Source organism: Bifidobacterium pullorum subsp. saeculare (assembly GCF_016899725.1).
GTDB lineage: Bacteria > Actinomycetota > Actinomycetes > Actinomycetales > Bifidobacteriaceae > Bifidobacterium > Bifidobacterium pullorum_C.
In genome coordinates this window covers 1-24,635 of sequence record NZ_JACLYU010000023.1, presented here as the reverse complement: position 1 = coordinate 24,635, position 24,635 = coordinate 1, and the positions used below count along the sequence as shown (strand labels likewise).

General features: G+C 68.3%; 14 protein-coding genes and 1 tRNA gene. 3 read left to right on the top strand and 12 right to left on the bottom strand.

The window, feature by feature from the left end; genetic code table 11:
- Positions 1 to 25 precede the first annotated feature (25 nt).
- Positions 26 to 101, top strand: a tRNA-Phe gene (locus H7U32_RS08435).
- Positions 102 to 315: 214 nt separating this feature from the next.
- Here H7U32_RS08435 and H7U32_RS08430 read toward each other — a convergent pair.
- The 10 genes from H7U32_RS08430 to H7U32_RS08385 form a co-directional block, all read right to left on the bottom strand.
- Positions 316 to 1,614, bottom strand: coding sequence for a glycoside hydrolase family 125 protein (locus tag H7U32_RS08430; RefSeq protein WP_204469633.1), 1,299 nt, complete (start codon positions 1,612 to 1,614; stop codon positions 316 to 318).
- Between the two features lie 120 nt (positions 1,615 to 1,734).
- Positions 1,735 to 4,872 carry an alpha-mannosidase gene (locus H7U32_RS08425; RefSeq protein WP_204469632.1) on the bottom strand — a complete coding sequence of 1,046 codons (3,138 nt, stop codon included), beginning with the start codon at positions 4,870 to 4,872 and terminating at the stop codon, positions 1,735 to 1,737.
- Positions 4,873 to 5,229: 357 nt separating this feature from the next.
- Positions 5,230 to 8,370: an alpha-mannosidase gene (locus H7U32_RS08420; protein ID WP_204469631.1), complete on the bottom strand. Its 3,141-nt coding sequence runs from the start codon at positions 8,368 to 8,370 to the stop codon at positions 5,230 to 5,232.
- A 210-nt stretch (positions 8,371 to 8,580) separates the two neighbouring features.
- Positions 8,581 to 9,681 carry a LacI family DNA-binding transcriptional regulator gene (locus H7U32_RS08415; RefSeq protein WP_204469630.1) on the bottom strand — a complete coding sequence of 367 codons (1,101 nt, stop codon included), beginning with the start codon at positions 9,679 to 9,681 and terminating at the stop codon, positions 8,581 to 8,583.
- A 78-nt stretch (positions 9,682 to 9,759) separates the two neighbouring features.
- Positions 9,760 to 12,051 carry a glycoside hydrolase family 3 protein gene (locus H7U32_RS08410; RefSeq protein ID WP_204469629.1) on the bottom strand — a complete coding sequence of 764 codons (2,292 nt, stop codon included), beginning with the start codon at positions 12,049 to 12,051 and terminating at the stop codon, positions 9,760 to 9,762.
- A gap of 147 nt (positions 12,052 to 12,198) precedes the next feature.
- Positions 12,199 to 13,497, bottom strand: a complete 1,299-nt coding sequence (locus H7U32_RS08405) for a glycoside hydrolase 5 family protein (RefSeq protein ID WP_204469628.1) — start codon at positions 13,495 to 13,497, stop codon at positions 12,199 to 12,201.
- Between the two features lie 15 nt (positions 13,498 to 13,512).
- Positions 13,513 to 14,355, bottom strand: a complete 843-nt coding sequence (locus H7U32_RS08400) for a carbohydrate ABC transporter permease (protein ID WP_204469627.1) — start codon at positions 14,353 to 14,355, stop codon at positions 13,513 to 13,515.
- Positions 14,355 to 15,329 carry a carbohydrate ABC transporter permease gene (locus H7U32_RS08395; RefSeq protein WP_204469626.1) on the bottom strand — a complete coding sequence of 325 codons (975 nt, stop codon included), beginning with the start codon at positions 15,327 to 15,329 and terminating at the stop codon, positions 14,355 to 14,357. Before H7U32_RS08395 ends, H7U32_RS08400 begins: the two co-directional genes overlap by 1 nt.
- Entirely contained in the window at positions 15,326 to 16,615 is a 1,290-nt protein-coding gene (locus H7U32_RS08390; RefSeq protein ID WP_204469625.1) for an ABC transporter substrate-binding protein, read from the bottom strand. The genes H7U32_RS08395 and H7U32_RS08390 overlap by 4 nt, the downstream gene beginning before the upstream one ends.
- 525 nt (positions 16,616 to 17,140) lie before the next feature.
- A complete protein-coding gene (locus H7U32_RS08385) occupies positions 17,141 to 18,043 on the bottom strand; it encodes an acyltransferase domain-containing protein (RefSeq protein WP_204469624.1) in 903 nt (300 codons plus the stop codon).
- A 1,304-nt stretch (positions 18,044 to 19,347) separates the two neighbouring features.
- On the opposite strand from H7U32_RS08385, the gene H7U32_RS08380 reads away from it, so the two are divergent.
- Both H7U32_RS08380 and H7U32_RS08375 read left to right on the top strand, forming a co-directional pair.
- The gene (locus H7U32_RS08380) at positions 19,348 to 20,589 is read left to right on the top strand and encodes an ROK family transcriptional regulator (RefSeq protein ID WP_204469623.1); all 1,242 of its coding nucleotides are present in this window, start codon (positions 19,348 to 19,350) and stop codon (positions 20,587 to 20,589) included.
- 91 nt (positions 20,590 to 20,680) lie between these two features.
- Positions 20,681 to 21,577 carry a carbohydrate kinase family protein gene (locus H7U32_RS08375; RefSeq protein ID WP_204469622.1) on the top strand — a complete coding sequence of 299 codons (897 nt, stop codon included), beginning with the start codon at positions 20,681 to 20,683 and terminating at the stop codon, positions 21,575 to 21,577.
- Positions 21,578 to 21,748: 171 nt separating this feature from the next.
- On the opposite strand, the gene H7U32_RS08370 is transcribed toward H7U32_RS08375, so the two are convergent.
- Positions 21,749 to 22,840, bottom strand: coding sequence for an aldose 1-epimerase family protein (locus tag H7U32_RS08370; protein ID WP_204469621.1), 1,092 nt, complete (start codon positions 22,838 to 22,840; stop codon positions 21,749 to 21,751).
- Positions 22,840 to 24,108 carry an AGE family epimerase/isomerase gene (locus H7U32_RS08365; protein ID WP_204469620.1) on the bottom strand — a complete coding sequence of 423 codons (1,269 nt, stop codon included), beginning with the start codon at positions 24,106 to 24,108 and terminating at the stop codon, positions 22,840 to 22,842. The genes H7U32_RS08370 and H7U32_RS08365 overlap by 1 nt, the downstream gene beginning before the upstream one ends.
- Between the last annotated feature and the right edge of the window lie 527 nt (positions 24,109 to 24,635).

Below are 24,635 nucleotides of genomic sequence, written 5' to 3'. Positions count from 1 at the left end.
CATCCGGGTTTTTTCAACTGTTCATGGCTCTGTAGCTCAGTTGGTAGAGCGAACGACTGAAAATCGTTAGGTCAGCGGATCGATGCCGCTCGGAGCCACCACCCAAGACCCCGCCACCGCGCGGGGTTCTTTGCTATACCCCCGTCGCTGCTGACAGGAACCCGGCAAAGCACCCACGCCACACCATGCCGCCGCTGTGCCGCTCACGCCGCGGCGGAAACGCCGTGGCCCGCCCATGTGCCGAACACACAGGCGGGCCACATTCCGTTGGCTGGCGGGCCAACCGACCGGCCAACCAACCAGCCGGCCGACCGGTCAGCGCTTGACGCGGATGCCGAAGTAGTCCATCACCAGCTCGCAGAACATCATGTTGGACCACGAGAACCATTCGCGCGTGTACTGCGTCGGGTCGTCCACGCACACGCCCTCGTGCATGAGGTTCGTGCCCGCGTCGATGGCGACGAGGTTGTCCAGGATCGCGGCCTTCTCCTGCCGGCTGGAGGAGGTCAGGCCTTCGATGCTGCGCGCGATCGGCCACACGTAGCGCGGCGGCGTGTGCGGCGAGCCGATGCCGGCCGTGTGCTCGCCCGCGTAGTAGAACGGGTTCTCCGGGCTGAGCAGCGTGCGCCGCGTGGCCTGGTAGGTCGGGTCGTCCGCCGCGCAGTAGCCGAGGTAGGGGGCGGCCAGCAGGCTGGGCACGTTGGCGTCGTCCATGACGAGCGCATGGCCCAGGCCGTCCACCTCGTAGGCGTAGATCGGCTCCCCCGCCGCGTTCCTCACGCGGGCGTGCGTCTCGATGCCTTCGCGGATCTCGCCGACCAGCCGCCCGGCGCGCGCGGCGAGGTCGGCGTCCGGCGTCACCTCGGTGAAGATGCGCTCCACGTAGCCGAGCACGACGACGGCGAACATATTCGCCGGCACCAGGTAATGGTAGGTGCACGCGTCGTCGCTGGGGCGGAAGCCGGACCAGGTCATGCCGGTGACGGCCACCGGGGTGCCCTTGCCGTCGTCGGCCAGCGACTCGGTGGGGATGTCGCAGTCGCGCACGAAGAAGTACGGCGATCGCGCGGCATGGTCCTGCTCGGTTTCGATGACGTCGAGGATGCGCTTGACGCCGGCGGCGAAGGCGGCGTCGAAGTGGTCGGTGCGCCCGGTGTTGGCGTACAGCAGCCAGGCCAGCTGCAGCGGGTAGCACAGCGAGTCGAGCTCGTATTTGCGCTCCCACAGCCACGGGCTGGAGAAGTCGGAGCGGTCGTTCGGATCCCAGGTGTGCCCGTTGGGCTCCTCGTTGAACGCGTTGGCGTAGGCGTCGATGCCGATGTAACGCAACTGCAGGCGCACCAGACCGGCGATCATGTCCGCCAGGTCGGGGTCGTCGCCGGCGATGGCCAGGTAGGGCCGCACCTGCGCGGTGGAGTCGCGCAGCCACATGGCGGGGATGTCGCCGGTGAGCACGAAGGTCGTGCCGTCCTCGTGGCGGCGCACGGTGGTGGTCAGCGTGTTGGCGAAGCACGCGTTGAAGTTGCGCGCCCAGTCGGCGTGCTCCTCGCCGCACAGCGCGGTGATGCGGTCCATGAACGCCTGGACCGAGGCGGGGATGGTCTCGTACTGCATGGAAAGTGTCTTTCGTTCGTCGGGATGGGTTCGCGGGGATGATATGCGGCCGCGGCGCGTGGGGGCGGCGCCCGGCGTGGAAATGCCGGGCGCCGCCGTCCACGCGCCGCGGTGGGTCGGTCAGCGGCTGATGCGCAGCGTGGCCAGCTGGAACGGGGCCAGCGTGAGCTCGGCGCCGGCAGCGGCCTGCGGCCCGTCGGCGGCGAGCGCGCGGGTCAGGTCGGCGTCGAGGCCGTCCTCCTCCAGCACAGTGACCTCGCGCACGGTGGCGCCGGCCAGCTCCCCGCACACGGCGAGCGTCGCCGTGGCGGTGCCGCCGGCGGCCTCGTAGATGCGGACGACGATGTCGCCGGAGCCGTCGTCGGCCACCTTGATCCAATCGAGCACCGGCACGCCCTCGGTGCGCTCCAGGCGCACCAGCGGCTCGAAGGCCGGGACCTCGGCCAGGACGGGCGTGTTGAGGCGGTTGGCCTCGGCCAGCGTCTCGGACACGCCGGCGCCGGCCACGACGCTCCAGGCGAAGGAGTGCTCGCCCTGGTCGGTGCGCGGATCCGGGTACAGCGGCGCGGACAGCAGCGACAGGCGGATCATCGTGCCGCGGCCGGCGCCCGCGGGGGCGTCGCCGCGCAGCGGGGCCACGTCGGAGCCGTAGGTGCTGGCGTTGGCCACCGCCACCGCGTAGGCGGCGTCGGCCACGCGCACGAAGCGGTGCGTGCAGCTTTCGAACTTGGCCTCGTCGGACTTGGTGTTCTTCTGGATCGGACGCTCGACGATGCCGTACTGGCACTCGTACTGGGCGTTGAGGGCCTGCACGGTGACCGGCACGTCCACCTTGAGGAACTGCTCCTCGGTGTGCCAGTCCACGTCGGCGGCGAAGTCGAGGCTGGCGGCGCCCGGACGCAGCGTGATGCGGGTGGCGATGCCGACGCCCTCGGCCTTGGCCGCCACCGAGACGGTGACGGAGCCGTCCGCGCCGGCCTCCACGCCGGTGACCTCGGAGGAGTCGAGGCCGGTGGCGGTGAGGAAGGCGTCGCGCTGGATGTCCCAGGCGTCCCATTGGAAGGGTTCGTCGGTGAGCAGCTCGTAGCGGCCCAGGGCGGTGCCGGCGGGCACGAGCTCACGGCCGGCATTGAGGTCGACCATCGAGGTGACGAAGCCGGTCGGCTCGACGCGGACGCGCAGGCGGCCGTTGTCGAGGACGGTCGTGCCGTCCTCGCCGCGCGCCACGCGCACGGCCGGCTGGCCGGCGGGCACGGCGACGGCCGAGGCGGCGCGCACGGCCCAGGCTTCGGCGGAGTCGGCGGCGTATGGGGTGATCTGCGCGTCGGCCACGTCGGCGGCGCCGGTCGCCTGGGCGATGGCGTGCGCGGCGTCGGCGGCGATCTGGCGCAGCCGGGCGATGTCGCGCGCGTATTCCTCGCGGGCCTGGCGGTGCACCCAGGCGATAGCTGAACCGGGCAGGATGTCGTGGAACTGGTTGAGCAGCAGCGTCTTCCAGATGCGGTCGAGCTCCTCGCGCGGGTAGGCGTAGCCGGGCGCCTTCACCGTGGCCGCGGCGCACAGGTACTCGGCGGCGCGCAGCATCGCCTCCTCCTGGCGGCAGCCGCGCTTCATGTCCTGCTGGGCGGTGAGCGTGGCGCGGTGCAGCTCCAGGTACAGCTCGCCCTGGAACACCGGGGTCTCGCCCTGGGCGTCGTCCACGATGTCCTGGCGCACGCGGCCGAACAGCTCGTCGGGCGTGCCGAAGTCCACCTTTGGCGAGCCGGCTAGGTCACGGTCGCGGCGGATGCGCGCGGTCATCTCGCGCGTGGGGCCGCCGCCGCCATCGCCCCAACCGTAGAGCAGGATCGCGTTGCGCGAGAGGTCCTTGTCCAGGAAGTTGCGCTGCGAGTACTGCACCTCGTGCATGCTCATGGACGAGCAGTACGTGTCCGACGGCGGGAAGTGGGTGAGGATCGGCGTGCCGTCGATGCCCTCCCATTCGAAGGAGTGGTGCGGGAACTTCGTCACGTCGTTCCAGGAGATCTTCTGCGTGAGGAACCACACGAAGCCGGCGCGGCGGGCGATCTGCGGCCAGGCGCCCGAGTAGCCGAAGCTGTCCGGCAGCCAGATGCCGCGCGGGGTGACACCCAGATGCTCCTTGAAATAACGGGTGCCGAAGGTGATCTGGCGCACCAGCGACTCGCCGGTGGGGATCATGTTGTCGGACTCGACCCACATGCCGCCCACCGGAATGAACCGGCCCTCGGCGATGCGCCGCTTCATGCGCGCGAACAGGTCCGGATGCTCGGCCTCGAGCCACTCGTACTGCTGGGCGGAGCTCATCGCGTACGTGAACTTCGGGTCCTCGTCCATCAGGGCCAGCACATTGGCCACGGTGCGGGCCACCTTGCGGCGGGTCTCGCGCACCGGCCACAGCCACGCGGAGTCGATGTGCGCGTGGCCGACGGCGATGTGCCGGATCGCGCTGGAGGCGGCGGGCTCGGCCAGCACGCCGGCCAGGGCCTGGCGGGCCTGGGCCACGGTGTCGGGCCGGCGCTCCTCGTAGGCGTTGAGCGAGCGCTGCAGCGCCTTGGCGAGCTGCCAGTAGCGGGGGTCGTCGTCCTTGAGCTCGCGCATGAGCGAGGAGACGGTCTCCAGATCCATGTAGTAGCCGAACATGTCCTCGTTGAACGCGCACACGTCCATCTGGCTGAGGACGTAGCCGATCGGCTTGCCGTCGGCGCATTCGCCCAGCTCGGTCTGGGAGAACGGGGTCGGGCCCTCCACGAAGGGGTTGGCCGCGGCCTCGATGTAGATGGTGAAGGTGCCGTCCTCGGCCAGGTCCACGTTGGGCGTGCCGTCGGCGGCGACCAGCGGGATCCACGAGTTGCGGGGATTCGCGGTTTTGATGGCGGTGCCGTCCGCGCGGTAGGCCAGGCCCTCGGCCTGGAAGCCGGGGCCGCGGTAGTGCATCCAGCCCAGGTTGACCATAAGCTCCACGCGGCGGCCGCGGGCGCGCTGAAGGTCGATCCGGCCGGTGACCTCGAACCAGGTGGTGCCCCAGGTGGTGCCCCACTCGCCGGGCACGGCGAAGTCGGTGAACTCGACCCCGCCGGCGCGCACGCGGGCGAGGAAGTCGGCGGACGGCTCGGGTTCGCCGGGGTTGGCGCAGGCGCGCAGCGAGCAGTGATCCAGCACCTCGTGGATATACGGCTCCAGACGCTGCTGCATGACGCGGTCACAGCGCGACAGCTGCTGTTCGGGAATCAGGAACATGGGTTTCCTTGTGATCATTGTCGATGGAACGGCTCCCGCCGGAAAGCCCGAGGACCACGCCGTCCGACTTCCGAAGCGGGACTTACTAAACCGCTTTAGCTGGCATTATAGACGAAGCTCCGTCCTCACACGCCGCCCCCGGGCAGCTTCTGCCTATACCCATGCGGCAAACCGTACGCTTACGAGCAGTCAGAGTACGGTTCGCCGCATCGTAACGATGCCCATGCGACAAACCGTACTGTGAGCGCGCGTCAGAGTACGGTTCGCCGCACAGGAACCATACCCATACGGCAAACCGTACGCCTACGGGACGTAAGCGTACGGTTTGCCGCATGGGGCGGACGGGACCAGGCCGGGTCAGCGCGCGATGCGCAGCGTGGCCAGCTGGAACGGGGCCAGGCGGAGGCGCGCGCCCTGGGCGGGCAGCGCGCCACGCGTCTCCAGGCTCACCGGCAGGTCGGCCGCGAGGTCGTCGCTCTCCGTGACGCCGGTTTCGCGCACAGTGCCGCCGGCGAAGGCGTCGCACACCATCAGCGTGGCCTCGGCGCGTCCGCCGGCCGCCTCGTACACGCGCACGATGAGGTCCCCGGAGCCATCGTCGGCCAGCTTGATCCAGTCGATGACCGGCATGCCCTCGGCCACGTCGAGCGAGGCGAGCGGCGCGATGGCAGGCACGTCGCGCAGCGTCGGCGCGTTGAGCGCGGTGGCCGCCGCCATCGTGCGCTCGATCGTCGCGTCGGCGACCACGGACCAGCGGAACTCGTGCGTGCCGATGTCGGTGCGCGGATCGGGGAACACCGGCGCGGACAGCAGCGACAGGCGGAACAGCGTGCCGGGCGTGCGCCCAGCGGCCGTGTCGGCGACGATCGGCGACACGTCGGAGCCGTAGATCGAACCGTTGGCCACGGCCACCGAGTAGCCGGGCTCGTTGATCCGCACGAAGCGGCGCGTGCAGCTTTCGTACTTGGCCTCGTCGGAGCGCGTGTTCTTCGCGACCGGACGCTCGACCAGGCCGTACTGGCAGTCGTACTGGGCCTGCGCGGCCGCCACGGCGATCGGGAAGGCGACCTTGAGGAAGCGTTCCTTCTCCCGCCAGTCCACGCGGGCGGCGAAGCCGAGGCTGCGGGCGCCGGGGGCGAGCGTGATCGTCGTGTCGATCACGCTGGAGCCGAACGCCGTGCGGACGGTGACGTGCGCGCCGGTCCCGTCGGCGGTGACGCCGGTGACCTGGCCTCCGCCGATGGTCTCGTGGCACAGCAGCGCGTCGCGTTCGATGTCCCACGCGTCCCAGACGGAGGGTTCGTCCTTGAGCAGCTCGTACGCGTTAAGGCGCATGCCGGCCGCGACGAGCTCGCGGCCGCGCACGTCGTCCGTCAGCGAGGAGACGGTGCCGTCCGGCTCGACGACCGCGGTCATCAGTCCGTTCGACAGCGTGACGCGACCGTCGTCCTGCCTGGTGGCGGTGGCGGGCGCCGCGGCCGCGTCGGAGGCGGCGGCCCGGACCGGCGCCGGACGCCACGCGGCGCCGTCGGCCCGGTACTGGGCGATGGCGGCCTCCGGCAGCAGGTCGGCCGTCGGGTCGGCGGCGCGCAGGGCGGCGCACGCCTCCTGGGCGATCTCCTTGAGGCGCTTGAGGTCGCGGGCGTAGTCGGCGCGGGCCTCGCGGTGCACCCAGGCGATGGCGGAACCGGGCAGGATGTCGTGGAACTGGTTGAGCAGCAGCGTCGTCCAGATGCGGTCGAGCTCCTGCGCCGGGTACGCGTACGCGCCCGGTGCGGCGATCGTGGCGGCGGCGCACAGGTATTCGACGGTGCGCAGCAGCGATTCCTCCTCGCGGCAGCCGCGCTTCATCTCCTGCTGGGCGGTGAGCGTGCCGCGGTGGAGCTCCAGGTACAGCTCGCCGTGCCAGACGGGCGCCTCCTCGCCGGCCTCGTCCACGATCTGGCGGCGGGCGGCGTCGAAGAAGGCGTCCGGGGATTCGATCTCCACCTTCGGCAGGCCCTCCACGCTGCGGAAGCGGCGCAGGCTGCCGAGCATCTCGCGCGTGGGGCCGCCGCCGCCGTCACCGTAGCCGAAGAGCATGAGGGCGCGGTCGGAGAGGTCCTTGTCTTGGAAGTTGTGCTCGGTGTAGGTCATCTCCTTGGTGGTGACCCATGCCGCGTAGGTGTCCGAGGGCGGGAAGTGCGTGAGGATGCGCGTGCCGTCCAGGCCCTCCCACAGGAAGGAGTGGTGGGGGAACTTGGTGGTGTCGTTCCAGGAGATCTTCTGCGTGAGGAACCAGTCGTAGCCGGCACGCCGGGCGATCTGCGGCCAGGCGCCGGTGTAGCCGAAGCTGTCCGGCAGCCAGATGCCGCGCGGTTCCACGCCGAGCTTCTCCTTGAAATAGCGGCGGCCGTAGGAGATCTGGCGGATCAGGGACTCGCCGTCGGGCAGGTTGCCGTCGGATTCGACCCACATGCCGCCCACCGGGATGAACCGGCCCTCGGCGATGCGCGCCTTCATGCGCGCGAACAGCTCGGGGCGGTCCTGCTCCAGCCAGGCGTACTGCTGGGCGGAACTCATCGCGTACTTGAACTCCGGGTTCTCGTCCATGAGGGCGAGCGCATTGGAGACGGTGCGAGCCACCTTGCGGCGGGTCTCGCGCACCGGCCACAGCCAAGCGGAGTCGATGTGCGCGTGGCCGACGGCGCTGATGCGCATGGCCGAGGCGTTGGCCGGCTTGGCGAGCACGCCCGCCAGTTCGGCGCGCGCCTGTTCAACGGTGTCGAGGCGCTGCTCGTCGAAGGCGTTGAGCGAGCGCTGCAGGGCCTTGGCCAGTTGGAAGTAGCGGGCGGACTGCTTGTCCGTCATGTCGTTCATGAGGCCCTGCACGGTGTCGAGGTCCAGCCAGTAATCCTCGAAGCGTTCGTCGTATTCCGTCAGGTCGGCCGAGCGGAACACGTACTGCTCCTCCGGCTTGCCGGTGGCGCATTCGCCCAGCTCGGTCTCGATGAACGGGATGACGCCGAGCAGCAGCGGGTTGCAGGCGGCCTCCAGGTACACGGTGAACGTGCCGTCGGCGGCGATGGCGGTGTGACGCGTGCCGTCGGCGTCGATGAACGGCACCCAGTAGTTGCGCGGATGCACGGCCTTGATCACGGTGCCGTCGGGGCGGTACACCATGCCTTCGATGTGGCCGCCGACCGAGTGGTCGTACCAGCCCAGGTCGAGGATCAGCTCCAGCGCGCGGCCGCGCGGATAGCCCTCGGGCACGCGGCCGGTCAGGCGGAACCACGTGGTGCCCCAGGTGGTGCCCCAGGGCGAGCCGAGCGTGAACGGGGCGAAGTCGATCTCGCCGCGGCCGAGCTTGGCGAAGAACTCCGGCACCGGCATCGGCTCGCCGGGGATGTCGAAGGCCTCCACCGTCAGCTGGCCGACCGAGGGATGGATGTGGGGACGGACGCGCTGGCGGATGACGCGGGTGCAGCGCTCCAATTGCTGGTCGATGTTCAGGAACATGCGTTTCCCTTGCAGTATTCGTTGACCGGAACGGCTCCCGGCGGGAAGCCCGCGGACCACGCCGTCCGACTTCCCACCGGGACTTACTAAACCGCTTTAGCGGACAGTATAGTCGACCGAAACCCTCCGCGCACGCCGGAACGCGGCGTGTCACGCGACGCGCCCGGCCCGCAGGTCCGCCGCATCCGACCCGACGTCATGCCGGCTCCGCTAGTTCGCCGAAGCCATCCGCGTGCTTTCGCGGATCACCAGCTGCGGGGTCAGGATCTTGCGGTTTCCCGTCACACGGCGCCCCGCCAGGCTTTTGAGCAGCAGCTTGGCCACCAGCGTGCCGTATTCGCCGGCGTCGCGGTGCACGGCGGTGACCGAGGGATACAGGCTTTCGCAGATGAAGCTGTCCTCGAAGCTCACGGTGGCCGGCATGTTATACGGGTATGCGAGGCCCCGGGCGTTGCCCGGCAGCTGCGATTGCCGGATGCGGACCTCCGTGATCACGCGGATGCTGGCCGCCGCCAGCGTCTCGCTTTCGAAGATGAACGCCGTGGGCGGTTCCTCCTCGGCCAGCAGCCGCTGGGTGATGGACACGGCCTTGTTCACGTCGAAGTCGGTGAACTCCACCCACAGCGGTCCCATGCCACGGGTGGAGGTGAAGGATTCGAAGGCCTTCGTACGCTCCATGCAGTAGTCGAGGTTCGGGTCGCCGGACAGGTAGGCGATGCGTTGGTGGCCGAGCAGGCTCAAGTGCACCAGCACCGAATCCATGGTCGTGGAGTCGTCGATCGACAGGGAGGGGACGATGTCATCCGGGTCGGGTCCGCCGGCCAGCACCGCGGTCATGCCCAGGTCGCGCACCAGACGGGGCCTGGGGTCGTTGGCGCGCAGGTCGACCAGGATCACGGCGTCCACGCGCTTGCGTTTGGCCCAGTCGCGGTACACCTGCATCTCTTCCTCCAAGGAGGTGCACGGGCTGAACAGCAGGCCGTAGCCTTTGCGGCTCAGCGCCAGCTGGGCGCCGGCCATGAAGTGCAGCATGAAGGATTCCGTCTGGTAGTCGTCCGCGGAGCGCGACGGTGCGAAGCCGACCGTCATGGTTTTGGAGGAGCTCAACGCCTGCGCCGCATAGGTGGGCGTCCAGCCGAGTTTCCGCGCCATCGCCTTGACGTTACGCTTGGTCTCCTCCGAGACGCCCGGCTTATCGTTCATCGCGAACGACACCGCCGTCTGCGAGATGCCCAGCGCCTCGGCGATGTCACGCAACCCGACTTTGGCATGCGCTTGATGTGCCGCACCTCCCTGTCGTCCATCATCCATGTCGATACCTCGCTGTTCCTCCATGCAGCGGCCGCTGCGCGTGTCAGTTCCTCTGGCTGGAATGCCATCCACTGTAGTTCATCGATGCATTCCCCCGTCCGACGCGTCCAACGTCACCTCGTGCCGCTGCGACTCGTCTAGGCCAAGCCACAGGAGCACCCGCACGGAGACATCGCCATCGTCCATCAGCATGGACGATGGCACGGCCATCTCACCGTCAGCTGTCGTGCCCGAGGCCAGCGAACACCGCATGGAACCGACCAGCTGGGCCAGCCGTGGCACGCGGTGACCGCCGCCGACACGCCGGGCGAACAGCTCCAGCGAGCCTTCCGCGGGAGTATCCCCGCACGCCAGCGTGTAGCGGACCAGCACGTGGTCGCCTTCGACGCGCGCCGACCACGCCCGCAAGGCGACGCCACGCAGCGCGCCCTGTCCGTACGAGAACGGGTGGAGCACCGGGACCTCCGCGTCCCGATAGACCCCGCTGGCGCTCTGCCGGTCGTTATACCGCACCGGCACCGCTCCCGGGAACGCCGGCAGCGTTACCGGCAACCGTCCCGGAACCGGAACATCGGCGGTCAACGCCTCGACCACCGCATGCGGACCGTACGGACCGGCATACCCCGCCCACAGCAGGATGTCGGAGCACGATTCGACGGCGCGCAGCACATGGGCGCGCCCGCACACCGCCACGGTGACCAGCGGCGCATCCGTCGCCGCACGCAGGTGTGCCACCAGCGCATCCTGCCCCCACGGCAGCGTGACATCCGCCAGATCCACGCCCTCGCCACAGGTGGCGCCGTGCTCCGCCACCGCCGCGGCGGCGCCGTTGTCCTCGAAAGCGCTGTCGTAGCTGCGCTCGCTGGTTCCGCCGACCACAGCCACCACGGCCGCCGCATGCCGCCACAGATCCTCGGGCACGTCGCTGCCGTCGCCGCTGACCACCACGCGCCGCTGGCCGAGCCGGTCGGCGAGCAGCGCGGCCACGCCGCGTCGCTCGTCGGCCGGCAGCGGCGCCGTGTAGTCGCCGAGGAAACACGCCACGTCATCGGCGAAAGGACCGACCACTAGCACCGGACCGGCGGTTCCGTCGGCCAGCCGCCCGCGCACCTCGTCCAACCGTTCCTGTCCCTTGAGCATCGTGAGACATTCCTGTGCCAGCCGGCGTGACAGCCGCCGGGTGCGCTCGACCGCTTGGCCGAGCTGGCGCGCGTCAGGCAGCACGATCCGGGGACGGGCCTGCGACGGCTGCTCCGGCGTCGCATCGGCGACGCCGGGCAGCAGGCCGAACCGCGCTTTGAGCGCAAGCACCCGCCGCAACGAGCGGTCGATCGCCGCAACCACCGCCTCGTCGTCGCCTTGGCTGTCCAATGTGGCGAAGCCCTCGTCCCACAACGAGACGTCCACTCCGGCCAACAGCGCGGCACGGCCCGCGCCCGGGATCGACCCGGCCATGGGCTCCAGCCGGTCCACGGCCAGACCATCGGCCATCACGATGCCGTCGAAGCCAAGCTCGCCACGCAGATACTCCTGGAGCAGCCACGGGTTGGCGCAGCAGGGCAGCGAATCGATGTCGTTGTACGCGGCCATGAACCCCCACGCACCGGCCTTGACGCCGGCTTCCACCGGCGGCAGGTGGATCTCGCGCAGATCATGCGCGCCCAGGACGGCGGACTGGCCGTTGCGTCCGCCGACGGCCTCGCCTTGCGCGGCAAGGTGCTTGAGCACCACGGCCACGCCGCCATGGCCGATCAGCGAGCGGCCCTCCCCCTGCATACCGGTCACGATGGCTTCGCACATGCGCGCCGCCATGAGCGGATCCTCGCCGAAGCATTCCTCACACCGGCCCCAGCGTGGGTCGCGTGCGATGTCCAGGCCGGAGACCAGCGCCACATGCACGCCGCTGGCGGCCAGCTCAGCGGCCACCGCCCGCTCCGCCTCGCGCACGGTGTCCGGGTCGAAGGTCGCGCCCAACGCCAGGTTGGTGGGCAGCGCGGTGCCGCCCAACGCCTGATGGCCGTGGGGCGCTTCCTCGCTGAGGAGCGCGCCGATGCCGTGCGCGCCGCGCTCGAGCACGGCGTCCTGCACCAGCGCATAGGCTTCCGCCCGTTCCTGCGGCAGGATGCCGTTGCCCCAGTGGCGCCCCGACCACGGGTCGGCACGGAACAGGCCGTACAGCACGCCGATGCCGTCCCAGCGATCAATCTCCCGTTTGAGCACGTCGGTGACGACCAGTCTGCCGTCGCGCCGTTCGACGGCTTTCCATCCCAGCAACCGCTGGTTGAGCTGGCCGACTTTCTCCGTCAGGCTCATCGATGCGACGAGTCTGTCGATGGCGGCGGCGGTGCCGTCCTGATGTTCAGCGTTCATGCCGGATGGTCCTTTCATGATGTCGTTGGGGCCCGGCCACGGAAGCCGGAGACGACGATCCGCCCGTCAGGCGCAATGCCGGCGGGCGGATCGCGGAAATGCCGCGGAAATGCCGCGGGATGGCGCGGAATGGCACGGGCGCCACTCTCACTGTGCCATCGCGGCCTCCAGGGAGGGGTCGGACACGGCGCTGTAGGCGCGTCCGGCCTTCGGCTCGGGGGCGATGGTCTCGCTGATGCCCCGGGCGGCGAGGGCCGTGGGATCGTCCGCCGTGGCGGAGGTGACGATGGCGGGGCGTCGGCCTGCCGCAGCCAGGTCCATCCAAGCGTCGAAAATCGATCCGCCGGGCGAGCAGGCGCCGCGCAGGGTCGGGTCGCCGGCCTCGTCCACGGGCACGACCACGGCCACGCCGTCCTGGCGGACGGCGGGCTCATCGTCGCGGTGTTCGGCCGCGAGGCGGCCGAACTCGCGGCCGATGGGCTTGAGCTCGCCGTGCTCGTCGAACAGGCCGAGGTCATGTTCGAAGGGCGGGAAGTCACCCATGGCATGGTTCACGTCGTGCGAGCACCACCAAGTGATGCCGTACAGGCCCGGGCATTCGAGCGCGGATTCGACGGCGCGGGTGCAGAAGGCGACGGTGTCCTCGGGGTCGATCACGTTGCCGGGGGCGCCGATCTCCTGCAGCCAGACCTGGCGGGACGGGTCGGACGCGAAGGCGTGGGCCAGCTCCACCAGATACTGGCCGTGGCGCACGCTCTGCTCGGACATGCCGCCGTAGTGCTGGGCCGTGCCGTTGAACACCCACGAGTGGATGACGCTCATGTCGCCGATGTTGGCCGCCTGCCGGGGCACGAAGGCGTGCCCGTCCGCGTACCAGACGGCATCGTTCTCGCTGTGCACGAGGATGCGGCCGGATTCGTGGGCGCGCTGGCGGACGGTGTCGGTGAGCGTGGTCAGCCAGTCGCCGATCTGCTCCGTGGTGGCGGGCATGCGGCGCGGGTGGGTGCGGTCGGTGAACTGGTTGCACTCGTTGCCCAGGGTCAGGCCCTTGAAGTTGGGCTCGTCCTCGAGCGCGTCGTACAGCGCCTCGACGAGCTTGGCCTGGGCGGCCACGGCGTCGGGATCGGCGAACATGCTGGTCTCGTGCCAGGAGACCAGCCAGCTGGGCACAAAGTCGAAGCTCGACAGGTGCCCCTGCAGCACGTCGACCGTGGCGTCGAGGCCGTGCTCGCCGGCGATGCGCACCATGCGGCGCACGTCCTCGAGACCCTTGCGGTTGATCCAGGTGCGGTTCGGCTGCAGCACCGGCCACAGCGGGAAGATCCTGACGTGGTCCATGCCCAGGTCGGCAATCTGCGCGAGATCACGCTCCACGGAGTCCCAGTGGGGATCGAGCCAGAAATGGAACCAGCCATCCGACGGGGTGTAGTTGACTCCGAAACGCATATGCGTGCTCCTTTCTCAGCCCTTGAGGCCGCCCTGCTCCAAACCGCGGAAGAAGTACCGCTGGAAGCAGCAGAAGAAGATGATGATCGGGATCAGGGAGACCAGCGCGCCGGCGGCGATGAGTCGCGGATCCTGGATGAACATGCCCTTGAGCCTGTTCATGCCCAGCGTCAGCGTGTAGTTCTTCTCGTCCGAGATGGCGATCAACGGCCACAGGAAGTCGTTCCACGCGCCGACGAAGGCGAAGATACCCACGACGGTCATCGTGCCCTTGACCTGCGGCACGCAGATGCGCCAGAAGCGCTGCCACAGGTTGGCGCCGTCGACCATGGCGGCCTCCTCGAGTTCCATCGGGATGGACTTGAATGCGTTGGTCATCAGCAGGATGTTGATGGCGCCGACCAGGCCGGGCAGGGCGCAGGCGAGCAGCGTGTTCTGCAGTCCCATGCCCTTGATGATCAGGAACTGGGAGATCATGACGCCTTCCAGCGGGATGACCATCGTGCCCATGAACAGGGCGAACACGAAGCCGCGGCCCCGCCACTTGAGGCGGCCCAGGGCGTAGCCGGCCATCGTGGACAGCGCGATGTTGCCGACGATGGAGATGCAGGCCACGATCAGCGAGTTGAGCATGTAGTGGAAGACCGGCACCTGGTCGAACACGCGCTTGTAGTTGTCGAGCGTCGGGGTCTTCGGCACCAGGTATGGGGGCACGGCGTACACGTTGTCCCCGGAGCCCTTGAGCGACAGGGAGATCTCCCAGACGAAGGGACCGACCAGCAGGAGGAACACCAGCAGGAGGACAAGGTACTGGAGCACCTTGCCGACGGTGATCCGCTTACGATGTAGGGCAGCCATCACTCCTCCGTCTTCTTCTGGATGATTTGCTGGATGATGAGCATGGTGCCAACGATGACGAGCACCACCAGCGAGATCGCGCTGGCGTAGCCGGTGCGCGCCTGGATGCCGGTGCCTTCCTGCTTGATGAGCATCGACATCGTCATGTCCATGCCGCCGGGGCCGGCCGTGCCGTTGGTCAGCACGTACACCTCGTTGAACACACGGAACGCGGCGATGGTCGATAGCATCATGATGAGGATCATCGTGGAACGCACGCCGGGCATCGTCACGGAGACGAACTGGCGCACCGGGCCGGCGCCGTCGAGGGCGGCGGCCTCGTAGAGGGACTCGTCGATGTTCGCCAGCGCGGTCAGGTAGATCACCATGTAGTAGCCCAGGCCGAGCCAGATGGTGACGAACATGGCGCTGAACAGCAGCAGCCAGCGGTCGGTGAGGAACGGGATCGATTCCTTGACGATGTGCAGCGTCTTGAGGATGGAGTTGATCAGGCCCTGCGAATCCAGCAGGTTGGTCCAGATCATGCCCACGACCACGGCCGACATGACCACCGGCATGTAGAACGCCGTGCGGAAGAATCCCATGATCCTGCCATTGCCCTTGACCAGATTGGCCAGGATAAGCGGCAGGATGACCATGAACGGCACGACGCACACCACGTACAACGTGGAGTTGAGCAGTGCGGTCAGGAAGTACTCGTCATGGAAGAGCTCCACGAAGTTGGCGATTCCGACGAATTTGCCGGGACGCAGCAGCGTGGAATCCGTGAAGGCAAGCCTGAAGGTGTTGAGCGCCGCAAGCACCACGAACACAAAGACAACCAGGAATGCGGGAAGCACGAACAGGTAGGGGGCGATAACCGTCAAGGCACCGCGATGGTTCTTCTTCCCGCCGCGTCGGTCGTTCGTGGGTTCAGGCCGGCCGGAGGCCTTGACGGCCTCCGGCCTGGTCGCGGCTTGTGCCGCATGCGTCACTTGGACAGCCTCTCGTTAGCGAACTGAACGGTCTTGTCCAGCGCTTCCTTGGCGGTCTGCTTGCCCTGCATGGCCAGCGCGATCTGCTGCTGGAAGTACTTGTAGCCGTTGGCGTCGGTGAACTCGGCCGGACGCGAGGAGTAGCCGGTCTTCACCTGCTCGAGCGTGATCTTCAGGGCCTGGCCCTCCAGCGTGGAGTCGTCGATGTCCTGGTAGTACGCATCCTCAAGACCACCCTTGGCGGACGGGAACACGGAGGCCTGCTTGGCGAACTCGACCTGGTTCTTCGCATTGGTCACGAAGCGGGCGAAGTCGATGGCCTCGTCCGGATGCTTGGACTGCGAGGAGATGCCCAGCAGCTCGTAGCTCACGGAGGCGGAACGGCCGTCGTTAGTGATGCGCGGGCCCACGGTCAGGTTCTTGTACAGCTCGGGGGCGTTCTGCTTGAAGCCCGCGGCGGAGTAGGCGGAACCAGCCATGGCCACGAGGTTGCCGCGCTGGAACAGGTCGCCCGCCTGGCTCCAGGAAGCGTCGAGGGCCTCCGGCGGGATGGCTCCCTCCTTGTAGGACTCGACGAACTTCTCCAGCTGCTCGACGCCGGCTTCGTCGTTGAACGTGTACTTGGAATGGTCCTTGTTCATGAACGTGGCGCCGGCGGTCACCAGGTCCTCGGCGTTGTAGCCCATGGTGGTGCCCAGGTAGATGCCGTCGCAGTTCTGGGTGATGGTCTTACCGGCGGCGAACCACTCGTCCCACGTGGTGGGCACGTGGTTCGGATCGAGGCCGCACTGCTGCATGAGGCTCTTGTTCCAATAGGTCGGGCCGTCGTTGACGTACCACGGGAAGCCGTAGGCGCCTTCCTCGATGCCGTTGCCCGTCATGGTCGCGCCGCCCCAGGCGCCCTCGTAGTAGTCACCCTCGGCATCAGGGACTTCCTTGGACAGGTTGAGCAGCGCGCCGGCCTTGGCCAGGCTGTACAGGATGGAGGCACCGCCGTCGACGATGTCCGGCAGCTCGCCGGAGGCGGCCTGGGTGCTCAGCTTGTCCTCGTAGCCATCGGACGGCTGGTCCATCCACTTGATCTTGACATCCGGATGGTCCTTCTCGTACTCCTTGATCAGGCCCTCGAAGTACGGCGTGTACTTCTCGTTCTTGAGGTTCCAGGTCTGGAACGAGATCTCCTTGGTGTCCCCACCGGCGGTGTCGCTGCCGGACCCGCAGGCGGCGACGGAAGCGAGCATGGCGGCGGCGCCGGCCACGGCCACGATCTTCTTCACAGTGTTCATGATCTTCCTTTCCTCTAGGCGCCAAGGCCCTGGGTAGCCTCGTTGCCCAACCGGGAATTGTTATTCCTGTTGTCCCCTCGTCTTCGACGGGGTAGCGACATGAACTAAATCGCTTTAGTTGCACTATAGCGCGACTGACCACACTTGTCCAATCCAGCTCGCAATGCATGACAAACGTTGTTATTCCAAGGTTCCTTGGGCGTGTCTCGCAGCCTTCAGCACACCGGCCGTCTGCACGGACTGGCACACAATCGCACGCCTTTACTAAATTACTTTATTCCAGCATGTGACCCCCTGCGCCTGCGAAACTGCCCGCATCCACGGCGGCGAGGCTGGCATCCGAGGGAATCCGCACATCGATGGACCTCTCCAAGGCCGGCATCATCCCGCATGTTCGGCGCCCCTACCGATCACACGGCGTCTGCCATGCGAAGATACGAAACCGCAGAAACGGTTGAACAAGACCGGCCTGATGCTGAATGCAGGCGCTGCAGGGCAAACCGGCTCTCTCGCACACACCGCCGGTCAGCGGCGCAGTACGCCGATGCCCACGCCGATCATGCCGCCGGCGAGCAGATGACGCTTGGCCGCGCACTGCAGACCGGTGCGCTCGGGCAGGTCGGTGACCGGTGCCGGATTCGTATCGAAGATCCATTCACGCCAATCGGGAGCGTCCGGACGGTCGGCGATCAAGTCGAAGCGCCGCTGGAACGCGAGGATGTGACTATCTTCCGTCAGCAACTCCGGCAGCACCGGACTGAGCAGCCAGCTTTCGCAAACCAGCGGCAGTCCACGCCATTGCGGACGATACCTGGCTGCGAAGGCATCCCAGGCGGCGAGCGAGGCATCCATATCCACGGCGGCAAGGCTGGCGTCCGAGGGGATATGCACATTGATGGCCTCGCCGAGGCCGGTTTCGGACGGCACCCCGCCGATGGCCACGGTCGCATGCTCATACTCGAGCGAGCCAAGACGCACGAGCGTGCCCGCCAGCTGACGCCAAGTCCAGAAATCGCGATCGAAGAGGAGGCGGCCGTGCCGGGGCACGCTTTCGCCGGTGAAGCGGGCGAACGCTCCCATCGTAGCGAGGAAGACGTTCCATCCGATGCCGTCGCGCCGGTACCCCGCGGCGGTGCGGGTGGCGGCGGCGGCCAGCATCGCACGCAGCATGCGCCAACCGTCCGGGTCGGGGTCCACAGCCTGCTTGAGCGTGGCCCACGCGGCCTTCGCCGTGGCGGGTACCGCCAGCCCATCCATAAGCGAGGCCAGGCCATTCACCCGGCCAAGGTCCGCGTCGCCAAGCCGCGCGATGGCCTCGTCCGGCAATCCGATGAGCCGGGCGAGTGCCATGCCCGGGTCGTCCGCCATCTCCAAAGCCAGGTAGCGGGCATCGTCCGCCGCCGGACCGGCGGCTGCCATTGCCTCCATACCTTCGAATCCCATGCCACCGCCTGTGGCTCCGCCTTTCTCCGCGACTCCGACGCTCTCTGCAGTCCCGACGTCCCCATCACGGCCAGCATTCCCAGCTTCCGTTTCCCATTCCGGGATGCGAGTGTTTGCGTCCATGTGTGTGCCTCCTTGCGATTGACGCCGCCCAGCATACCAACTGGACGCCGGCGCCACCCCAGCGTCCGAACCTGCTACCCATGGGGAGCCAAACTGGACGCAGACAGTCGTCCAACGTGGCTCTTCGCATTGTCGTGTGTGCGCGTGGTCGCCGGGGTGTTGTTTCCGGAGGAGCGAAGAGCCCATCGCACCATGGCGCCGCTGCGTCGCCGGGGCGTGCTCAGCGGAGCGGCCACGCCACACCATGACGCCATTGCGTCGCCGGGACGTGTCTGGTGGAGCGTTCAAGCCAAAACAGTTCTTCGCATTGCTGTGCGCGAGGGGTGTGAGTCGTTTCTGGACGTGTTGGCGTAGGTCTCCTGCGTGTAGCGGGCTCCGTTGGATGTGGCCGGTGATGCCGCGGAAGCCCTGGGCGATTCTCGCACGGCAAACCGTACCCTTACGCCCGCTCAGCGTACGGTTTGCCGCATAGGCACCGCGGGACTGCGGCAAACCGTACTGTGACGGCGCGTAAGAGTACGGTTCGCCGCATGCGTGTGATGCCGGTGCGGCGGACGCACATCGGGAACACCTCCAAGCTCCCGGAAACAACACCCCGGCGACCACGCGCACACACGACAATGCGAAGAGCCGCCAGCGTCCAATCCAACTACCCATGGGGAGCACAACTGGACGCTGACAAGCCCCCAACGTCCAATCCAGCTACCCATGGGGATCCAAACTGGACGCCAGCGGCCTCCCAGCGTCCGAACCTGCTACCCACGGGGAGCAAGAATGGACGCTGACAGCCCACACGCGGGCCAATAGTCTCCCCACGGGGAGCACAACTGGACGCTGACACCCCGGTAGCGTCCAAACACGCTCCCCATAGGGAGCGCAACTGCCCGTTGGCAACCCCACAGCGAGCAACTAGACTCCCCATAGGTAGCCAGATTGGACGCCGGCACAGCCGATGCAACCACCACCGCTGACGCAGCCACCACCACTACTGCCGCCACCACAGCCAACGCTAACGTCACCAACGTCACTAACGTCGCCACCGCCAACGCCGACACGCCGCCACCATCGGTTGCAATCGATAATTAACCGCGTTAATATTAACAGCGTTCACATTCAATGACGAGGCCCGGAATCCCATCCGGCCGCGGCACGTAAAGGAGCAGGCCATGGCGGATCGCACCACCTCGCGAGTGGCGTCGCAGGCCGACGTCTCCGAAACGAACCGCTCGCGCATCCTCACGCATCTGCACCGCCACGGCGTCTGCTCGCGCGCGCAGATCGCGAAGGCGTTGGGCCTCACCCCGGCGGCGGTCACCAAGATCACCGCCCGGCTCATCGAGGCCGGCGTCATCCGCGAGACCGGCGCCCCCGGCGGGCGCAACCGCCGCGCCATCGGTCTGGAGCTCGCCGCCGACGCCTTCCATGTGATCGGCGTGAAATTCGCCCGCAGCCTGGTGCAGGTGGGCGTCTTTGACCTCAACGGCACCCGGCTGGCCCTGGAGACCCTGCCGCCCGTCACGGATGAGACGGTACCACGTACCGTCGGTGAGGTGCGCCGCACCGTCGCCGGGCTCATCGAACGCGATCCGCGCATCGTCGCGGTGGGCATGGCGGTGCCCGGCCCCTATCTGCGCGAGGTGGGCCGCACGGCCCTGGTCTCCACGATGCAAGGCTGGCGCACGGTGAACTTCCTCGACGAGTTCTCCGGTGCATTCCCGGCGCCCGTGTTCATCGAACAGGATGCCCGCGCCGGCGCCCTCGCCCAGACGCTGTTCGGCGCCTCCCCCGCGGTCGCCACAGTCACCACCGCAACCGCCGCCGACGACACCTGCCTCGCCTACTACCTGCTCGGCGAGGGCGTCGGCCTGGGCGTCGTGGACCACGGCCGCCTCGTCAACGGCGCGCAGGGCACGGCCACCGAGGTCGGCCACATCTCCATCGACGTGAACGGGCGCCCCTGCGACTGCGGCAACCGCGGCTGCCTGGAGCGCTACTGCTCCACCCCCGCCATCCATGCGATGGTCGATGACGCCGGCATCGTCGAAGGCTCGGCGGCCATGTCCCACGCCCAGGCCTGCCGCGCGCTGTTCGCGCTCGCCCAGGAGGGCGACGCGCGCGCCCGCGGCCTGGTGCGCGAGGTCGGCCACGCGGTCGGCTATGGCCTCGTCATCATCGCGAACGCCTTCAACCCGTCGCGCATCGTCATCGGCGACATCGTGGCCGAGGCCGGCCCCCTGCTGCTCGAGGCGGCGCGCGAGGTGATGGACGAGCGCGTGATCGCCGAGGTGACGCAGGCCACCGAGGTGACGGCCTCCGCCCTGCCGACCGACGCGGCCGTGCTCGGCGCCGGCGCCATCGCAATCACCCGCTTCCTGGAGCGTCCCTCGGCGTTCCTCGACCTCACCTGACCCCGGCTACCCCGCCAACCCAGCCCCGGCCGGCCACAACCGACAACCTGTCCGCAACGAAACGGAACCCCACCCTGAAAGGAACCACACCATGACCAAGCCCATCGTCTGCGCCCTCGGCGAACTGCTCTGGGATATGCTCCCCACCGGCAAACGCGCCGGCGGCGCCCCCGTCAACTTCGCCTACCACGCGATGAAGAACGGCTGCGAGGGCTGGGCCGTCAGCGCCGTCGGCGAGGACGAGCTCGGCGAGGAGCTGGTGGCCGAGGCCGAGAAGGCCGGCATCAACACCATCATCCAGCGCAACGCGTGGCCCACCTCCACCGTGGAGGTGGAGCTGAGGAACGGCATCCCGCAGTACACGATCGTCGAGAACGTGGCGTGGGACCACCTGCTCTACACCCGCCAGCTCATCGACACGGTGGCGCAGGCGGACGCGGTGTGCTTCGGCACGCTGGCGTTCCGCTCCCCCGAGACGCATGCCACCATCCTGGAACTGCTCAAGCACACCAAGCCGGGCGCGATGAAGTTCTTCGACATCAACCTGCGCGGCGACTTCTATTCCAAGCAGCTCATCGACGAACTGCTCACCGCGGCCACCGTGTTCAAGGTGAACGACGAGGAGGTGGAGATGCTGCGCGGCATGTTCGACATCCCCGCCGGCTCCGACACCGACGCCGCCCAGTGGTTCCTCGACCGCTACGGCCTCGACTACGTGGTGCTCACCGCGGGCAGCGACTACTCCACGATCGTCTCCGCGAAGGGCGAGGTCTCCCGCGTGGACACGCCGAAGGTCCAGGTGAACGACACGGTGGGCGCCGGCGATTCCTTCTCCGGCACGCTCACCGCGCATCTGCTGGGCGGCGAGCCGCTGGCCGCCGCCCACCGCGCGGCCGTGAACACCGCCGCCTTCGTGTGCACGCAGGCGGGCGCGTGGCCCGAGTATCCGCAGACGATGCCGGATTACCTGGCCGCCGCCGGCAAGTGAGCCGACAGCTAGACCCGCAGGCGGGCCCGCTGGGTGCGGACCTCCCATGACGCCGACCGGCCCGGGTCCATCCGAGGGGATGGGCCCGGGCCGGTTTGTTATGCGACGGCGTGGGCCGCGTGCCCGCCGCGGGACGGATGCCGCCCGCCCTCGGGCCGCGCACCCGTCCCGTCAGCGCAGCAGCGCGTCCCGCCGCGCCATGACGCCGGCGAGCGCGGCCTCCCCCTCCACGACGGTGAAGGACAGGGATTTGCGTTCGACCGCCTGCGGCTCGATGAGGTGCAGGTCGCCGCGCGCCTCGTGCCAGGTGCGCCCACGCACGGAGGAGTTGGCCGGCTCCAGGCCGACGACATAGTCGCCGGCGGCGAGCGACTTCCATTCCATGAAGTACGGGAACTCCCGCACCGAGAAGTCGATGACCAGGCCGAGGCCGAGCGTGCGGTTGATCACGGCCGCGAAGCTGCGGCCGTCGGCGTCAGCGGCGAGCGTGTGGAGGAACACGGCCTCCGGGCGGTTCGCCTCGGGCGCGCCGATCTCGGCCCAGTGGGCGAGGTCGGCCTCGGCGTCCACGTCGCGCGGTTCCACGGCGCGGCTGGGGATGATGACCTCGGCGCCCTCGTCCAGCAGCGGCCAGCCGATGTTGCAGTGCATCATCCACATAAGCGGCTCGGCGCGGAAGGCCTCGTTGGTCACCTCGTCCTCGACCGTGAGCGTGGGCGAGCCGAGCGTGGTGCGGATGCGGCGGCGCAGCACGAGGTTCTCGCCGAACAACGCGGATTCGCGCATCTCGCCGGACACCTCGAGCACGTAGTCGTCGCCCTCCCAGCGCGCGTCGGAGCACACATGCTCGGCGGGCGTGGTGCGGATGCGCCCGTGCATCGGGAAGTCGCCGGCCGGGTAGCGGCCGGCGGCGCCGTCGGTGGCCACCGGGGCGCCGATGTTCTCGAAGCCGCAGGTGAAGAACAGGCCGCCCATGATCGAACGCTGCGCCTCGACGCCGTTCGTGTCGAACTGGTTGCGGCCGTTGAGCCCCGGCTTGGCCAGGAAGCTCAGGTTCTCGCCGCGCCATTCGAACTGGGAGACGTCCAGGGCTTTGTCCGCCATCGCCACGAAGCGCATCGGCCCGTTCTTGACCTCGACGGCCGCAAGCCCGTGGGCCCGCCCCTCCTGGTAGGCGATGGGGCGGGCGTAGGCGGCCTGCTGCACGCTGCCGACGCGGGCGAGCAGGTCGGCCCGTCCGGCGTGGGGAAGAGCGCCCGGCATCAGCGCTCACCCGCGCGCACGGAGAGATCGGCCTTGAGCGCCGGCGCCACGGAGACGGCCGGGTCGAGGCGCGGGATGAGCGTGGCCTGCGTGGCGTGGTAGAGGTCGGACTTGCCCGGCCACACCGTGCCGATCACCTGGTTGTCCTGGTTGAGCTGGTGGAACCAGGAGCCGTGCTTGTGGTCGATGAGGTACTCGTCGATGTACTGCCAGAAGGTGGCGTACCAGTCGCGGTACTCCTGCTTGCCAGTCACGGCGGCGAGCGTGGCGGAGGCGTTCACGGCCTCGGCGAGCGTCCAGTGCATGCGGTCGGTGACCACGGGCTCGCCGTGCCAGTCGGTGGTGTAGGCCAGACCCACGGTGCCGTTGCGGTTCCAGGCGTCCTTCAGGGCGCGGTTGAACAGCGCCTCGGCAGCGTCCACATACGGCTTGCGGGAGGCCGCGTTGTCCTCGCCGGGGTAGGTGGACAGCGCCCACTGGGCGATCAGGCGCGACCATTCGATGCCGTGGCCGGGGGTGGCGCCGTAGGGCTTGAACTGGTCGTCCGGCTTGTCGTGGTTGCGCTCCAGGTCGAGGGACCAATCCTCGTGGAAGTGCTCGGGAATGCGCCACTCGTTGGCCTTGGCCCAGCCGATCACATGGTCGATGATGCGGCCGGCGCGCACGCGGTAGTCCTCGCGGCCGAGCACGTCCGCCACAGCGAGGAAGGCCTCGACAGTGTGCATGTTGGCGTTGAGGCCGCGGTACGGGTCACACACGGTGAACGCGGTGTTCCAGGTGTCCACCGCCAGGCCGCGCTCCTCGTCCCAGAAGTGGCGGTCGTAGGTGGCCAGGGCCTCGTCGAGCAGCTCCCTGGCGCCCGGGCGGCCGATGAGTGTGGCGGAGGTGGCGGCCAGGATCACGAAGGCGTGGGCATAGCACTCCTTGCCTTCGGCCGGGGTGCCGTCCTCGGCGACGCCGGGGTACCAGCCGCCGTGTTCGTCGTCGTGCAACGGGCCGGTCAGGCCGGCGAGGGCACGGTCCACGAGCTCCTCGCAGCCTTCCATGCCGTAGAGGTGGCCGAGCGTGTACACATGGGCCATGCGGCTGGTGATCCAGGTCTCCACGCCGTGGGAGGGATCGGGCTGGCCGGTGGAGTCCAGCCAGGCCGAGCCGCCGTTCGGGGCCGGGAAGTGGCGTCCGAAGTTCACGAGCTCCTGGGTCTCGCGGTCGAGCAGCGCGATGTTGTCGGCGGTGCCGTATGCGTATGCGGCCTTCGCATCCGTCATGATGGGTCTCCTTTGACGTGATGGGGTGATGCGGGAGGGCATGCACGCCCTCCGTATGTGAACGTCGTTAACATATTAACGCCGTTCACATTCGACACGCCCTATCCCGACTTCGCCACCGCCGCCCTCCTGGCGCGGACAGTGCCCGCACAGTCCGCATGCGCCCCGCTCAGCGTACGGTTTGTCGCATGCGCACGGTGCCTATGCGGCAGAACGTACGCTTGCGAGCTGTCACAGTACGGTTTGCCGCACGACAACCATCCCGGTACGGCGAACCGTACGCTTACGGTTCGTCAGCGTACGGTTTTCCACATGGATGCGATGCCGGTGCGGCGAACCGTACGCTCGGGGGTGCGGACGAAAAGTTGGACGCGTGGGCGTCTGGATTGGAGTCCGATAGGTATGGCGAGGAGCAGCGTCGCGGGGCGGTCGATCTGTATTTCCGGGATGGCATGTCGTTGAGGAGGACGATCGCGGTGCCGGGCCATCCGTCCGAGGCGGGGCTGGCGAACTGGGTGTCCCGCGAT